We start from the raw sequence: 14,981 nt of genomic DNA, 5'->3' as shown, positions 1-14,981 counted from the left end.
ACTGCGCAAAAGGCGGAACGCAGTCGTGCGCTTGAATCGCAATCTAACATTGGACGGCGGGAAGAGCGGCCCTTGACGCAGCAACAGTGAAAAGCCTTGAACCACGACCGCGATCATTTGGGATTTGCCGGGGCGGAGTGCAGGCTAGATATGCGCCATCGGAATTCTACGCTCATGCCTGAACGGCGCTCAATCAGCGTTAGCATTTCTAACGTAGCAGCAATTCCTTCGCCAATTCCGCTGCCCGCGCATAGCCGATCTCTGGAACCATTGCGGTCACGCGGGCCGTCGACCGGTCAAGATGGGCGCGGCAAGTTTCGGGGTTGGCTGTCAGTCCATCGACACAAAGCTGGGCCAGCGCCGTGGCACCCCGGGGAAGAAGTGTCAGCGCCGTGAGCAGGTTATAGGCGATGACCGGCTCAAAGGCATTGAGTTGCAACTGTCCGGCTTCGGCGGCCATTGTCACTGTAAGATCAGCCCCAATCACCTGAAAGGCGATCTGATTGACCATCTCGGGGATGACTGGGTTCACCTTGCCGGGCATGATCGAGGATCCCGGCTGCATCGCGGGCAAGCTGATCTCTCCCAGCCCACCTCGCGGGCCCGACGACAACAGCCGAAGGTCATTGGCGATCTTCGACAGCTTTGTCGCCGTGCGTTTCAAGAGCCCCGAGAAGAGAACGAAAGCGCCAGTGTCCCACGAGCTTTCGATCAAGTCCCGTGCGGAGGTCAGCGGCAGGCCCGTCAGCCGCGCCAATTCGGGAACCACCGCAGCGCGATAGGGGTCCGGCGCCAACAGGCCGGTGCCTATGGCCGTGCCGCCGAGATTGACCTCTGCGAACAGCCGAGGAATTTCGTCCAGCCGCTCGACATCTTCGCGCAGCGTGTTGGCAAAGGCGTTGAACTCTTGTCCAAGGGTCATTGGGACGGCATCCTGTAACTGGGTGCGGCCCAGCTTTTCGATCCCCGCAAATTCGGTGCCCTTGGCCGCGAACGCCGTTGCAAGACCGGTCAGCGCAGCTTGTAGGCCGACCGTCTCAGCCATCAACGCCAGCCTGATCGCTGTCGGATAAACGTCGTTGGTGGATTGGCACAGGTTCACATGGTCATTCGGGTGCAAGACATGATACGCGCCGCGCGGATACCCCAGGATTTCCAAAGCCCGGTTGGCCAGAACTTCGTTCATATTCATGTTCGATGACGTCCCGGCACCTCCCTGCAGGACATCGACGGGAAAATGCGCCACATGCGTGCCCCCGATCACCTCATCGGCGGCCTGCATGATGGCGCGGGCAAGCGCCGGGTCCAGCCGCCTCTGAGACCCGTTCACGGCTGCCGCAGCCCGCTTGACCTGTGCAAGCGCCCGGATCAGCGACGGGAAATGGCTGATGGGAATGCCGCTGGCGCGAAAGTTCTCGACTGCGCGCTGGGTTTGTGCGCCCCAGAGCGCGTGATCGGGGATATTGATACTCCCCAGCGAATCCTTGTCCTGCCGCATCATGCGCCTTTCGAATGGTAGAGCCAGAGCCGGACAAAGGCTGCCTCTGCAGTGTCCAGACCGCCATTCTGTACACCAGCCCCCCAAAGGGCGGCCCCTGCCGCATAGGCACCGGGGACAAGGCCCCCGGCCTCACAGACAGAAACGGCCCGTAAGGCACATCCACGTTGATGGGCTTCTGACAGCGCCCGATAAAGCGCCGGATCGGGCGGTGCGGTTCCCGCGCCAAAAACCCGCAGCACACAGCCGTCAAGTTCGGACAAGGCAGCTGCGACCATCGCTGCCGGAATGCCCGGCGTCAGGGTCAGGATGCCAATTCGGGCCGCGCTGAACCTGCGGGCTGGAGGCAGAGACAGGGGTACCTGCGGCACGGCGCGAAAGCTGTCGGCCCCATGGCTGTCATGTTTCACCAAGCCCGCAGCAGGGATCAAGCGGCCGGCAAAGGCCAACCAGACGCCGGGGCCGGGTTGTGCCGACAATGCCAAATCAAGGTTCGCTTCGGCATCGCCGCCGGTTCCCAGCGGAGCCATCGCACCACACAGGATGACCGGCGCATCCCGACCGGCCAGCGCTTGGGACAGCGCCGCGCCGGTATAGGCCATGGTGTCGGTGCCATGGGTCACGATGACCGGATCGTCAGCGGTCTCAATCAGGTCAAGCAGGCGGTTCCAGTCTGCCGCGCCAATGGCTGCGCTGTCGACCAGCGGATCAAGGACCGTGACCCGCGCCCGTTCGCCCACAGCCGCCTCGACCAACTTCATTGCGGGGACAAGGCCTTGCGGCGACGGCACCATGCCGATCGTGCCGCCAGTGTGTATCAAACGCATCAGCCCACCCAGAATGCTTTTTGCAGGTCGCCGAATTCGGATGGCGGGCCTTCGAATTTGTTGCGCCCCAGTTCGAGGACATAGACGTAATCGGCGATGCGCAGGGCGTGGCGGATTTCCTGATCGACAAGCAGGATACCCAGATCGTCGCGGTCGCGCAGATCGCGCAGCATTTGGTAAACCTCTTCGGCATAGGTCTTGGACAGGCCCGCGGTGGGTTCGTCGACCAAAAGCACCTTGGGATTGCCCATCAGGGTGCGGCCGATCTCGATCATGCGTTGCTGACCGCCCGAAAGCTGCCCCGACGGCTGGCGGCGCTTTTCCTTCAGCACCGGAAAGCGGCTGTATTGTTCGTCCAGCTTTTCCGCAATCCGGGCCTTGTCGCGGCGATAGGTCCATGCGCCCAAGAGCAGGTTTTCCTCGACCGTCATTTCGCGGAAGATGCCGGGGTGCTGCGGGATATAGGCAAGGCCAAGGTTGATCCGTTCATGCGTCGGCACGTCGATCAGCGGCTGACCATTCAGATGGATTGTGCCGCCATTGGGGCGCAGAAAGCCATAGATTGCCTTGAGCGAGGTGGATTTACCCACACCATTCGCGCCAAGGATGGTGACGATCTGGCCCGGCTTCACATCAAGGTTCAGCGATGACAGGATGTTGAGGTCGCGGTAATAGCCCACGTCCATATTGCGCACTTCAAGCATGGGTTGCCTCCTGCGTCAGCAGGCCGGTGCCCGACATGTCTTCCTCGACCCCCAGATAGGCGTCGATCACGGCGGGATCATTCTTGACGATGGCGGGTGGCCCATCGGCGATCAGGTCGCCGAAGTTCAGCACCAGCAAGCGACGGCAGAGGGTAAAGATCGATTCCATCTGGTGCGAGATCAGGATGATCGCCTTGCCCTCGCCATTCACCCGCTCGATCCATTTGTAGATCGTGGCCATCAGGCTGGGATGCACGCCTGCAAAGGGTTCGTCCAAGATGTAGACATCCGGGTTCAGCATCAGCAGGCGTCCCAGTTCCAGCAGCTTCTGCTGCCCGCCCGAAAGCGCGCGGCCATATTCGTTGCGCAGGTGGTCGATCGTCAGAAAGGCAAGGATTTCGTTGGCCTTTTCCTCCATCTCCTTGTGGTTTACCCGCGCATCCATGGCCATGGCGGGAACGTACAGATTTTCCAGCACGGTCATCCGCCGAAAGGCGCGCGTCACCTGAAAGGTACGCCCCAGCCCGGCGCGGGCGATTTCATAGGGGTGCAGCGGATCGATCCTTTTGCCGTTCAGGCGGATCGTGCCGCCGTCAGGCTTGATCGCGCCGTCCAGCACATTGGTCAGCGTCGTCTTGCCCGCACCGTTGGGGCCAATCAGGCCGACCAGTTCCGGCCCTTCGATGCGAAAGCTGACGCCTTTCAACACGCGATGGCTGCCGAATGTCTTGGTTATGTCTTTGACATCAAGGGTGATCATTTCGCCTCCTCCGCCGCGCGCCGCTTGGCGACGGTTTCCGCGCCCACACCGCGCCTTTCGATCCACATCAACGCCCCTTGGATCACGCCATTGCGCAAGAACCGCAGGGTCAGCATCAACAGCAGGCCAAAGAACACCAGCCGCCATGTCGTCATGTCGATTTCAACTCCCAAGATGGTAAAATCCGTTCGTAGAAACTCCAGCGCAAAAGAAATCAGGATCGCGCCGATGGCGGCGGCCACCACGTTCTCAAGCCCGCCGATAACCGCCATGGCGATGACCAGCGACATTTGCAAAAGGACGATGGTGTTTGGGGTGATGAGGCCAACATAATGCCCCTGCACCGCCCCCGCCGTGGCCGCGATGGCGGCGGTCAGAACAAAGACCGCGCGTTTCCATTTGACCGTATCGACGCCAAGCGCCTCGGCCGCATCTTCATCCTCGCGCAGCGAGCGCAGGAACAGCCCGATGCGCGACCGCGCGACCCATAAAAGCAGCGCAAGCGTCCCAAGGAACAGTGCCAGCATGACGTAATAGGCGGGCAGCTTGGCCGCGGGGCCATAGGTCGTGCCAAGGATAGTGATGCCATCGGGGAACAGCGGCGACATCGGCATGCCGGCCTGCCCACGGGTCAGCCAGATTTCCGCCGACAGGACCGCACGCAGGATTTCCGAAAGCCCCACGGTGAACAGCGCCAGATAGGCCGCCCGCAGGCGCAGCACCAACGTGCCTATCAACCAACCCGCCCCACCGCCGACGATGGCACCAAAGGCGATTTGCAGGATCAGGGGAAAGCGGCTGACGGTTGCGCCCTCGGGCCATGTCGCGCGGGCGGCGGTCAGGCAGGCCGCAGCATCGCCGGTGCCCGATGGGGGTAGAAAAACGATGTTGGTGCCCAGAAAGCCGAATTCCGTGCAGGTGCCCGTCGGCAGAGACGTCAGAAAGACGTAGTTGTCCAGAATGCCCGCGCCGTAAGCCCCCAGTGCCATGAAGGCGAGATGGGCAAAGGAAAACTGGCCGCCATAGCCCGCCAGCAAGGCCCAACTAGACGCAAGGACGGCGTAGTAAAAGGCCGTGATCCACAGATGCATCACGAAGTCATAATTGCCTGCGGAATAGACCAGCGGGAACAGCACCAGAAGGGCCGCCGCGACATATCCGGCAATTTTGGGGGCATGGGAAATCATGCTTTCCTCCCGAAAAGTCCCTGCGGGCGCAAAAGAAGGACAAGGGTCAGGATGATCATGCCATAGGCTGGCAGATAGGCCGCGGCCCGGGTCGGGTCAGGCACGCAGCCCGCGCCTGCCGCCTCGACCAGACCAAGGATCAACCCGCCGATAAAGGCTCCGGGCAAAGATCCAAGACCGCCCAGCACGATGATGACAAAGGCGCGCAACGCCGGGATGGCACCCGTTTGGGGCAGCCACGAGAACGCCTGCACCAGCACCGCACCCGCCAGCCCCGCCAGCATGCAACCCAACCCGAAGGCCAGCATGTTCATGCGCCCCGGATTGATGCCCGCGACCGCCGCCGCTTGCCTGTCCTGCGCGGTTGCCCGCAAGGCGCGGCCCGTCCAAGTGTTGTACAAGAACCAGATCAGCGCCAGCAGCATCACGACCGACAGGATCGCCGCCGTCAGGCGCGGAGTGGAAATCGAGATGGTGTCGAACAGCTCGATGTTGGAGCGGGTGGTTTCGATGATCGGCGCGCCTGCGGGCCATTCGCTGCGCGGCAGTTCGAAAAAGGGCGAGGCCTTGACAGGGTTTGCCCCCGAAAGCCCCTGCACCAGATATTGCAGGAAAAAGGCCAGACCGAATGTGACTAGGATCGCGTATTCATTCGGGCGCTCGACCTTTCCTGCATAGATCGGCGTGAAAAAGGCCCGCTCGAACGCCGCACCGATGCCAAAGGTGACCGCACAGGCCGCAATCACGGCGGCAATAGGTCCAAGGCCGGGTGCCCAGACTTCGGTCATGTAGTAGACCACCATGCCGCCGATCATGTAGAATTCGCCATGCGAAAAGCTGACGATGCCGATGATCGAAAAGATCAGCGCCAGACCCAGCGCCATCAGCCCATAGATCGTGCCCATGATCAGCCCGTTCACCAATTGCGAGGTGACAAAGGCCCCCGAGGTGAAACAGACATTATCGGGGTCAGCCGCCCGAAAGGCGAACAGAAACACCGCTACCACTGCGATCCATGGCAGAGCCTGCCACGCGCGGGTTAGTGTCGGGGTCCGCAGGTAAAGCGGGACAAGGCCGAAAGGCCCCGTCGCCGCCCCGACCGCCACGCCGACCGTGCGGGCGGCGGTCACATCCAGATCGCGGGCCAGATAGGCGCGGTGGATGACCGCCCCGCCGATTGCGCCCCAAAGGACCATCCAGAGAATGGCCAAGGAAAAGAACCCCGGATGGTCCATCTGCTCGCCCCTTTTACTGCTGCACAGAGGCAGGCCAGATCGGCTCGCCCGTCTTGTAGACTGGTGGGAAGACATTGGGCGCATCGGCGGCCAGTTGTCCCGGTGCTTGGTATTGAACCATGGTTACGGCCGGGTTCGGGAACTGATGCCAGAAATAGGCTGGAACTCCGGCAGTGGCGGGCGGGTTGGCCGAGTTGTAGGGGAAGGTAATCTCGCCCAGAACGCCCTGATAGGTTATGTTCTCTAGCGCGGTGACGATGGCGTCGCCCTCTGTGGACCCGGCAATCTTCATGGCCTCTGCAAGGATCATGATCGAGTCATACGCCTCCATCGCGTAGGACTCGGCTGCCGATTTGCCGGTCTTGGCGGTGTAGGCCGCGACAAAGGCATTGGTCTTGTCATTGTACAGTGCGCGCGGCAGACCAACGGCATTGACAAAGCACAGGTTGCCATCAGGCACGTTCTGCCAGAAGGCCCCGGATTCCAGCGCCGCCTGATCGCAGGTGGTGGGCAGATCCTGCGGGCCAATCCCGGCCTCGGCGGATTGTTGGGTAAAGTTGTAGCTTGCCTCGCCCGTCAAGAGCTGGATGATCATATCCGGGTCTTCGGCCTTGATTCGCTGGATGATCCCGGAAAAATCCTGCGTCCCGATATCGACGGTATAGACCGACGAGGCGATGCCCGCCTTGTCCAGCCCCGCTTTGGTCTGTTCCGACGCGGGCAGGCCGTAGTCGGTGTTTTCGGCCACCATCACCACTTTTTTCACCCCAGGCACCGTGGCGGCAAAGCTCGAGAAGATTGCGGCGACTTCGGATGACAAGGGCGCAATGCGGAAGATGTGTTTCAGTCCGGCGCCGGTGATCCCGTCGTTCCAGGTCTCGGCATAGACCACGGGAATGCCCGCAGCATCGGCCACTTCCATATTCGCAAGCCCGACAGACGAATGATAACCGCCGCCCACGGCGACAACCTGATCTTGGGCAATCAGGCGTTCCATCACGGCGCGACCACGTTCGGGCAACCCTTCGTCATCGGCCACGACAACCTGCACCTCACACCCCAGCACGCCCCCGGCTGCATTGATGTCGGCTTCGGCGATAGCCATGGCATCCCGCATCGCCTCGCCGCCAGTGACAGCACCAGGTGCCGACAAAGGAGCGGTGGCACCGATCTTGATTGGGCAGGCGGCCTGGGCGCTTGCGGCGCCCGCTGCAAGCGCAAGAGCGCTTGCCGTCAGAAGCAGTTTCTTCATACGTCGTTCTCCTGTTGAGCGGGTTAAATGACAGCGCAGTCCCTTCCCGCAAGGGAGCGCGCAACAAGCGCGTCAGCGACCAGATCGGTCACATCGACGAGCGTTTTCGAGGTTGAAACATCGGCGATCAGCGGCAGTTCGGTGCAGGCCAAAAGCAGGGTCTCGGCCTGCATCGCCTCGACAATCCGGGCAAAGCGCGGCCGCAGATCCGGATCGGCCGAGCCAAGCCGCTTCACGTCATGGATCAGATCCTGCAATACGGCGCGGTCGGCGGGCGTTTCGATCTCGACCAGCCCGGCAAGGTCTCGATAGGCCGACCATGCGCCCATTTCGGTCACAGGTGCCGCGCCCAAAAGGCCAATGCGACGAAGTCCAGAACTGGCAATCCAATCGGCGACCACGCCGGGGAAGCTGACGAATTCCGCGGGCAACCCAAGGCTGGCAATACGGGGGGCAAACCAGTTCAACGTGTTACAGGCGATTGCCCATGCGTCCGACTGCCCCGCGATGCGGGTGGCTGTGCTTTGCATCGCGTCCCAGACCGGGCCTTCATTGGCCGCAAGGTCCATCGACAGTCCAAGCTGTGGTTCGGACAACACAACCACGCGCGGCGCATCCAGATCGCCCCGGAAAGCAGGCCCCAGAGCGGCAGCGTTGCGACGCAGAATCTTGGCCCAAAGGTCAATTCCTGCTTCGGGGCCCGAGCCCGCGACAATCCCAATGGTGGCGCGACACGGCGCGACGCGGGCAGTTCTGTCCATGAATCACATCCCCGAGGGTTGGGGTCTGATGCCCCTTGATGCACAGACTGGGGTCAGGCCATGCCGCTTGACAATTTCGCAAATCGTTGCATTTTGGTGCATTGCGGTGCAGAAACAGGGCCAATTAGCATCATGTCCGACCTGTCTACAAATCTGCGCCTGCTGTGCAGCTATCGACCGTCCATCTCGACGGTGGCCCGGGATATCGGGTTGAACCGCAGTCAGCTTAATCGCTATCTGGCGGGAAGTTCCTCTCCACGCACCGCGCTTTTGCGGCGGATTTGCGATTACTTCGGTGTAGAGGAATATGAGATCCGGCTGCCACCGCCCGATTTTGCGGCCATCGTGAAGTTGCGCGGCCTGTCGTCGGACAACTTTTCACGCGTTTTGCGGATGCATTTCGACCGCATTCTTGCGCGCAATGACCCCCGCATCTTTCAGCTTTCGGGAAGCTTCTTCGAATATTACTGGTCGATGTCTACGCCGGGGATGGTCATTCGTTCGCTGGTGAGTTTTGCACCCGAGGGAGAGCATCTGTTCTACAGCCGTCTTGAGCGTATCGGCGACCCCAAGACCGTCGTCACCCGACATTTCCGCTATCAGGGCCTTGCCCTTATGACGGGCGACAGGGTGTTCATGAACGATTATGAAACCGGCGCTGGGATCGAGGTGACGCAGACCGTGCTCTACCCCGACTACAGCTTTCGCTGGCGGGTGCTGCACGGGGTGAAGGTCGGCGTCTCGGCCAATCGCGATCACGTGCCATGCGCCGTGCGCACGTATCTGGAGCGCACGCCGCCCCGCGCGAGCCTGATTGCCAACCTGCGCCGGGTCGGGCTCTTGGCCCCGGATGATCCTGATCTTCCTGGACATATTCTGCCGATGATCGACAACCGTACTTCGGGGCCCTTCGGGTTTCAGGCGCATAACCCCTCGGTCCCGTAGGTTGATCCGTCGCCTTTCCACTATCGGTGCCAAAGAGCGTGGACAAAGAAGTGCCGAAGGTTCATTTGGCCCAGGCCCGATCACTGATCAGTGCGGGAGGCCTGCAGGGCGCGCACCTCTCACGTCGAGCGGCTGGTATGAGGGAAGCCGAGAGAAACAAATCTCGGGTTCGAGCGGCAGCAACGGGCCGAGTGCGTTGATGCTGCGCCGTGAGCCGATGTGTCGATGGTCGACCTCAAAGTGTCAGCGGGCCATGCTGCACCACCGCATAGATGCTTTGAGCCCGAAGCGGGTAGTAGGAATGAGCCTAACAATCCTAACGGGTCAGTCGTTTGTGTCTGGCGGCCCGCGTCGATGGGCAAGATTCATTCTCACAATCAAGAAGGCAACCAATAAGAAATGCTCAGTCAGTTACGAGTACCCTTTATCGTCAAAGTCACAGCGGCATTGCTGATCGCAGGGCTGTTTCCGTTGTGGTTTGTTTCGACCAGTGATCTGGAACGCAGTTCGCGACAGGCTCACCTTTCAGCCGAGGCGCTTCTAACCTCTGCGTTGAATCTGAAGCGAAAGTCCGTTGAGAGCTATTTCGACGCGACAGTGCGCGCCATGCAAACCGTCGCCGCTTCCCCCGCTACGTTGGACGCCCTGCGTCGGTTGGACAACGCCGTAGAGCAGCTACATGCAGCCCCAACCGTAAACCTTGATAACGCAGCGATGCAGGCCCGTTTCGACGCGCAACGGGATGCTACCGAGGACGCCTCCGCGACGGCGGCACAAGTTTGGATCAACGACCTTGATGAACGGGCGCGCTTGTTGCAGCAGCTTTTCATTTTCGGCAATCCCGCAACGATTGGGAACAAACAAGCGTTGGCCAATCCCGGCGATGGAAGCCTTTACAGCACGCTGCACGCTCAATTCCATCCGGCGCTGAATGCGACTTTGGACAGGTATGGGTTTTACGACTTTTTCTTGATCGAGCCGGTAAACGGGCGCATTGTCTATTCCACGTTCAAGGAAACGGACTTCGGCACGTCACTCCGCAGCGGTCCCTATCGTGATACGGAATTCGCGAAATCTGTCGTCGAGATAATCGAAGGCAATACCGCCCGCGATTACACTTTCGTCGATTTCGCCCCCTATGCCCCGTCAAACGGTGCAGCAGCGGCATTCTTGTTGCTGCCAATCCGCGATGAAGGCGCTCTCGCAGGGGTGTTCGCGGCCCAATTGCCTTCGGATTTTGCCGATGATGTGCTGGGGCTGACAACGGGGCGCTATGGCAGTGAAGATGCCTATATCTTTTCCGGTGACATGGGGTTGCGGTCAATCCCGCTGCTAAGTCGGGAAGCCGAAGTTGGTATGCTTTTCGATACCCCTTTGGTTCGCAGTATCAATGCAAGTGGCGGGACAGACACAAGATTTTTCGAAGGCATCAGCCATCATGGCGATCCCGTCTTTGCAGCCAGCGCCCCCCTATCACTGTCCGGGCTAGACTGGCGCGTTGTGACCGAGATTTCAAAGGACGAGGTGCTCGCCGACGCAATCAAAGGCAGACAGGAAGCGCAACGTAACATGCTGATTTTGGCAGCTGTCATCTTTTTCGCTGGCCTCTTACTGGCGCGTTTGCTGATCCGGCCGATCCGCATGCTAGGCAGCGAAGTGCAGGGGCAAGCGAAACAGGTGGTCGAGGCGCTATCCCATGCCGCAGAACAGGCGCGCTCGGCTGCGGTCGCGATGGCGAGCACCGCCGAAGAAACATCCCGGCAGTCCAAAGCCGCCAAGGACAGCGCCTGTGAAACGGCTGCCTCGGTAGATGCCGTAGCACAGGCGTCCGAAGAGCTGTCATCCTCTGTTGCCGAGATTGTTCAGGGTATCGGCCGCACGGCCCAACTGGTTGACTCCGCGTCCGGGCAAGCAGACGCGGCGTCCCGGATCCTTGCAGAGTTGGAGCGTGTTGCCGGGCGCATTACGGGTATCGTGGGTCTGATCAAAGAGGTCACGAATAGAACAAATCTGCTTGCGCTGAATGCCGCTGTCGAGGCCGCACATGCTGGCGACGCTGGACGCGGGTTCGCCGTGGTCGCCGCAGAAATAAGGAGGCTGGCAGTGAACACCGCCGAGTCCACTGCGCAGATCGGCGAGGAAATCCAGAACGTCGTCGCCGCCGTGGCCAGCAATTCAACAGCGATACATTCGATCTCTGCTTCGATAAGCGAAGTTAACGCCCAAGCGGGAACCATCTCGGCTGCGGCACAGCAGCAAGGCACCGTCACCACCAGCATTGCATCGCGCATGTCCAGTACGGCCACGCGGATGAATGAGGTTGATAGCGGTATTTCAGAGGTTCAGAAAGCATCCCAGCTGGCATCAACTGCGGCGAACGAGGTCATGTCGCTGATGCAACATGTTGACGATGCGGCCTTGCGGATGACAGATACGATGTCGGAATTTGTCAGGCGCATCCGTAGCATCTGATGCGTCAAAGCTGTCGAGTTAATGGGGCACGACTGGATCCGAAAAATCGGGAGCAACGAGGCGGGCATGCGCTGAATCAGGGGATGCCCCATCGGCGCGCAGATGTCCCAAGCGGATACAGATGTTGCAGATGCTGTCTAACCTCGACCTCGCGATCTTCGACCGGTTTACCCACCAACGCATCCTTCTTTCGGTGGACGGCGAAAGCTATCAGCCGACCCCGCCTCTCACACAATATGCTTCACCAAGTCAGAGTGGCCCCTTTGGTGAACCCAGCTCAACAGGCTGACCGGCGGCCTAGGGCCGGCCTTACTCAGCCAGATCATCCAGACTTACGCCAAGCGCATTGGCCAAGGCCCGCAGGGTCGTGACCGAGCCCTGCTTACGACCGGTTTCGATCTCGGCCACGGTCACGCGGTTCACGCTCGCTTTTGCAGCCAGGGCGGCTTGTGTCATCCCGCGCAGGTCTCGGTAGACGCGCAAAGCGTTTTCGCCGTTCAACAGGCGGTTCGCGTAGTCCGCCGGGATCAGTCCATCCTCGCCCGCCGCAAGCGCGGCCTTGGCGCGGTCATAGGTCTGTAGGTCGGCCAGATCTTCAGCCGCGGCTCGCAGGCGGTCGTATTCTTCGCGTCGGGCGGGGAGCGGTCTTTCGATCTCCTCATGTGAGCGTCCGCTCTGTGCCTTGGCAAAGCTCTTGCAGTTTGGCGTGATCGTTCAAGACTGGTGTTCGTCCGCGCGTTAATTGCCGTTCAAACCATGAACGGGAGTTACTCATGCGCTTCACTCTGAACGGACTAGGTCAGGATATTCCGGCCGATTGGGCGGATGAGCCGCTGTTGGTCCTGTTGCGGGAACACATCGGACTGACGGGTGCGAAATTCGGCTGCGGAGTTGGCATTTGCGGGGCCTGCACGATCATCGTGGACGGTGCCGCCACGCGCGCCTGTATGATCCGCTCCGGCGAAATCGAGGGTCTGAACGTCCGCACGATTGAGGGGCTTTCCGACGGGGACAGCTTGCACCCGGTCCAGCAGGCCTGGTTGGACCTCGGAGTGCCGCAATGCGGCTATTGTCAGGCTGGTCAGATCATGGCGGCTGTGGCGCTGCTGGAGGAAACGCCTGACCCATCGGCAGATGACATTGATGCGGCGATGGACGGCAACCTGTGCAGATGCGGCACCTATCCGCGTATCCGTGCGGCGATTGCCCGCGCGGCGGAGCGTGTGTGATGCGGCGGCGTGCGTTTCTGGCGGCCTCGGCCGTGGGGCTTGTGGCCGCTATCGGTGCGACGGCGTGTTCGCGCATCCCGGTTATCCCCAAACGTCCTGATCCGGACGTCTCGACTGCCATAGGATGGATCGCGCATCGGGACGGGCATTTCACCCTGACCCTGCCGCGCGCCGAGATGGGACAGAACATCGCCACCGCACTGAAGCAGGTCGCCTGCACCGAGCTTGGGGCGGAGTGGGACCGGGTCGACGTGGTCCCGCATGCGACCGACATGCCGCGCGTCAAGGCGACGGTGGGCAGTGAATCGGTGATGCTGTTTGCCGAACCGTTGGCGCAGGCCTGTGCCGCCCTGCGCGATGCCCTGGCTGCCGGACAGGTTGCAGGACTGGTCCGTGTCAGGTCGCGTCCAGTCTCCGAGTTGCGCGCATTGCGCAGCGGTGGCCTGATCGGCGCCAGCCCCGAACTGGTCCAAGCGCGCGGGATCGTCACGGGCGAACCGCTTTATGCGGCCGATATCCGACTGCCGGGAATGCTTTATGGTCGGGTGCTGCGCGCCCCTGCGTCCGTCGAGTTGCACTCTGGCCCCCGGCGCTGGGATATCGATGCGGCGCGCGCGGTGCCTGGCTTTGTCGCGGTTGTCGAGGATTGCGGTCCGCCGATGGGCAAGGCTCAGGGGCTTGGCATTGTCGCCGCCCGACCCGGCGCGCTTGATGCAATTGCTGAAGTGTTGCAGGTGGAGTGGGATGTGGCGGGCCAACACCCCCACGCGGATATCGCGCGAGCCATTGACGTCGATGCCCGTCTTGGAGCGGGCGCACTCCCGCACAAGGTTCTGAACGGCGCGCCCGAGGCTGGCCCGTGGGATGTCGATCTGCGTCTTGATATCCCCATGGCAGCCCATGGCCCGATCGAGCCGCGCGGAGCCGTAGCATCATGGGAAGACGGGGCATTGCGGGTCTGGGCCGGTACGCAGGATGCCTTCTACATCCGAGATTTTCTGGCCGATGCCTTCGGGCTATCTGCCGGTGCAGTCACTGTCCAATCCTGCCGGATTGGCGGGGCCTTCGGCGGCAAGACGATTTGCACGGTTGAGGCAGAGGCGGCGGCACTCACACTTGCCGTGAGCAGCCCCATCAAGGTGCAGTGGACGCGCGCTCAGGAATATGCGCTCGGGTTCCACCGCCCGCCGTCTTCTCACCGGGTCAGGGCGCGCGTCGGCCAAGGCCGGATCACCGACTGGGACCATGCGCAGATGAGTTCTCATATCATGTTCACCGCCGCCGTCGTGCCATCCTGGATGCAGCGCGGCACCGACGTCTTTGCCGGCGATGGTGGCGTGGCGCGAGGTATGGCCGCGCCCTATGTGCTGGGCCGTGCCCGCGCAGCTTATGACATGGTGCGGCTGCCTGTGCATACCGGCCCATGGCGCGGGCTGGGTGCCGGGCCGAACGCGCTGGCTATTGAGAGTGCCATGGACGAGGCGGCACTGGCCGCAGGCGTCGATCACTTGGCGTTACGCCTTGCGCATGTTGCTGATCCGTTTTTGGCGGCATGTCTTGAGCGGGTGGGTAAAATCTCTAGTTGGGGCAAAACGCCTGCGTTCTCCGAGGGTCTGCGGGTAGGACGCGGTATCGCCTGCGGCACCTACAAGGAGACCAGCCATTCGGCGGCCGTTTCCGATGTGGCCGTCGATGCCCGTGGTCGGGTGCGGGTCACGCGAATGTGGTGCGTGCATGATTGCGGGCTGGTCATCAACCCTGATCAGGTCCGTGCGCAATGCGAAGGCAATCTAGTCTGGAGCCTTGCCATGGTGCTAACCGACGATCTGCCCACGGAAGACGGGCGCGTCACGGCCCAGACCTTTGCGGATGCCCCAATCCCGCGCATGACCGATACACCCACACTCACCGTTGATCTGATCCAAAGCGATCGCCCGCCACAAGGCGCAGGCGAAACCGTCATGGTGGCAGGCCCCGGCGCCATCTCCAATGCGATCCGCGCAGCCACCGGCCGACGCCTGGTCCGCCTTCCGGCGCGGGCCGGGGACCTCGCGTTATGATGGCATTCGGCTACAAAAGTGCCTTGGCCTTTCGTGTTTTGACCTGCCTCC

General features: G+C 61.5%; 13 protein-coding genes. 4 read left to right on the top strand and 9 right to left on the bottom strand.

Annotated elements, in window-relative coordinates; all coding sequences use genetic code 11:
- Positions 1-208 precede the first annotated feature (208 nt).
- Genes GC127_RS17940 through GC127_RS17905 form a run of 8 tightly spaced genes read right to left on the bottom strand, consistent with a single transcriptional unit; the run spans position 209 to position 8,224 of the window.
- Positions 209-1,501 carry an aspartate ammonia-lyase gene (locus tag GC127_RS17940; protein WP_151979187.1) on the bottom strand — a complete coding sequence of 431 codons (1,293 nt, stop codon included), beginning with the start codon at positions 1,499-1,501 and terminating at the stop codon, positions 209-211.
- Positions 1,498-2,325, bottom strand: a complete 828-nt coding sequence (locus GC127_RS17935; RefSeq protein ID WP_151979186.1) for an asparaginase — start codon at positions 2,323-2,325, stop codon at positions 1,498-1,500. Before GC127_RS17935 ends, GC127_RS17940 begins: the two co-directional genes overlap by 4 nt.
- On the bottom strand, positions 2,325-3,029 hold the full coding sequence (locus tag GC127_RS17930) for an ABC transporter ATP-binding protein (protein WP_151979185.1): 705 nt from the start codon (positions 3,027-3,029) through the stop codon (positions 2,325-2,327). The genes GC127_RS17935 and GC127_RS17930 overlap by 1 nt, the downstream gene beginning before the upstream one ends.
- A complete protein-coding gene (locus GC127_RS17925) occupies positions 3,022-3,789 on the bottom strand; it encodes an ABC transporter ATP-binding protein (protein ID WP_151979184.1) in 768 nt (255 codons plus the stop codon). Before GC127_RS17925 ends, GC127_RS17930 begins: the two co-directional genes overlap by 8 nt.
- Positions 3,786-4,976, bottom strand: a complete 1,191-nt coding sequence (locus GC127_RS17920; protein WP_151979183.1) for a branched-chain amino acid ABC transporter permease — start codon at positions 4,974-4,976, stop codon at positions 3,786-3,788. The genes GC127_RS17925 and GC127_RS17920 overlap by 4 nt, the downstream gene beginning before the upstream one ends.
- Entirely contained in the window at positions 4,973-6,211 is a 1,239-nt protein-coding gene (locus GC127_RS17915; protein WP_008282155.1) for a branched-chain amino acid ABC transporter permease, read from the bottom strand. Before GC127_RS17915 ends, GC127_RS17920 begins: the two co-directional genes overlap by 4 nt.
- A 13-nt stretch (positions 6,212-6,224) precedes the next feature.
- Positions 6,225-7,463, bottom strand: a complete 1,239-nt coding sequence (locus GC127_RS17910) for an ABC transporter substrate-binding protein (protein ID WP_151979182.1) — start codon at positions 7,461-7,463, stop codon at positions 6,225-6,227.
- A gap of 23 nt (positions 7,464-7,486) precedes the next feature.
- Entirely contained in the window at positions 7,487-8,224 is a 738-nt protein-coding gene (locus GC127_RS17905) for an aspartate/glutamate racemase family protein (protein WP_008282153.1), read from the bottom strand.
- A gap of 132 nt (positions 8,225-8,356) precedes the next feature.
- On the opposite strand from GC127_RS17905, the gene GC127_RS17900 reads away from it, so the two are divergent.
- Complete coding sequence (locus tag GC127_RS17900; protein WP_037298396.1) at positions 8,357-9,169, top strand: helix-turn-helix transcriptional regulator; 813 nt, start codon at positions 8,357-8,359, stop codon at positions 9,167-9,169.
- Between the two features lie 399 nt (positions 9,170-9,568).
- Positions 9,569-11,641 carry a methyl-accepting chemotaxis protein gene (locus tag GC127_RS17895; protein WP_151979181.1) on the top strand — a complete coding sequence of 691 codons (2,073 nt, stop codon included), beginning with the start codon at positions 9,569-9,571 and terminating at the stop codon, positions 11,639-11,641.
- Positions 11,642-11,950: 309 nt separating this feature from the next.
- Here GC127_RS17895 and GC127_RS23155 read toward each other — a convergent pair whose 3' ends face one another.
- Positions 11,951-12,124, bottom strand: coding sequence for a helix-turn-helix transcriptional regulator (locus GC127_RS23155; RefSeq protein ID WP_257788538.1), 174 nt, complete (start codon positions 12,122-12,124; stop codon positions 11,951-11,953).
- Positions 12,125-12,414: 290 nt separating this feature from the next.
- Between GC127_RS23155 and GC127_RS17885 the strand changes: the two genes are divergently transcribed.
- The gene (locus tag GC127_RS17885; protein ID WP_151979179.1) at positions 12,415-12,870 is read left to right on the top strand and encodes a (2Fe-2S)-binding protein; all 456 of its coding nucleotides are present in this window, start codon (positions 12,415-12,417) and stop codon (positions 12,868-12,870) included.
- Positions 12,870-14,930 carry a xanthine dehydrogenase family protein molybdopterin-binding subunit gene (locus GC127_RS17880; protein ID WP_151979178.1) on the top strand — a complete coding sequence of 687 codons (2,061 nt, stop codon included), beginning with the start codon at positions 12,870-12,872 and terminating at the stop codon, positions 14,928-14,930. Before GC127_RS17885 ends, GC127_RS17880 begins: the two co-directional genes overlap by 1 nt.
- The last annotated feature ends 51 nt before the right edge of the window (positions 14,931-14,981 follow it).

This window comes from Roseovarius sp. EC-HK134 (genome assembly GCF_902498815.1).
Lineage (GTDB): Bacteria > Pseudomonadota > Alphaproteobacteria > Rhodobacterales > Rhodobacteraceae > Roseovarius > Roseovarius mucosus_A.
This window is presented reverse-complemented; position numbering and strand designations above follow the sequence as displayed.

Bases quoted from the DNA above. Each gene is read 5' to 3' on its own strand.
- GC127_RS17940 (WP_151979187.1), bottom strand. From the start codon at position 1,501: ATGATGCGGCAGGACAAGGATTCGCTGGGGAGTATCAATATCCCCGAT.
- GC127_RS17935 (WP_151979186.1), bottom strand. From the start codon at position 2,325: ATGCGTTTGATACACACTGGCGGCACGATCGGCATGGTGCCGTCGCCG.
- GC127_RS17930 (WP_151979185.1), bottom strand. From the start codon at position 3,029: ATGCTTGAAGTGCGCAATATGGACGTGGGCTATTACCGCGACCTCAAC.
- GC127_RS17925 (WP_151979184.1), bottom strand. From the start codon at position 3,789: ATGATCACCCTTGATGTCAAAGACATAACCAAGACATTCGGCAGCCAT.
- GC127_RS17920 (WP_151979183.1), bottom strand. From the start codon at position 4,976: ATGATTTCCCATGCCCCCAAAATTGCCGGATATGTCGCGGCGGCCCTT.
- GC127_RS17915 (WP_008282155.1), bottom strand. From the start codon at position 6,211: ATGGACCATCCGGGGTTCTTTTCCTTGGCCATTCTCTGGATGGTCCTT.
- GC127_RS17910 (WP_151979182.1), bottom strand. From the start codon at position 7,463: ATGAAGAAACTGCTTCTGACGGCAAGCGCTCTTGCGCTTGCAGCGGGC.
- GC127_RS17905 (WP_008282153.1), bottom strand. From the start codon at position 8,224: ATGGACAGAACTGCCCGCGTCGCGCCGTGTCGCGCCACCATTGGGATT.
- GC127_RS17900 (WP_037298396.1), top strand. From the start codon at position 8,357: ATGTCCGACCTGTCTACAAATCTGCGCCTGCTGTGCAGCTATCGACCG.
- GC127_RS17895 (WP_151979181.1), top strand. From the start codon at position 9,569: ATGCTCAGTCAGTTACGAGTACCCTTTATCGTCAAAGTCACAGCGGCA.
- GC127_RS17885 (WP_151979179.1), top strand. From the start codon at position 12,415: ATGCGCTTCACTCTGAACGGACTAGGTCAGGATATTCCGGCCGATTGG.
- GC127_RS17880 (WP_151979178.1), top strand. From the start codon at position 12,870: ATGCGGCGGCGTGCGTTTCTGGCGGCCTCGGCCGTGGGGCTTGTGGCC.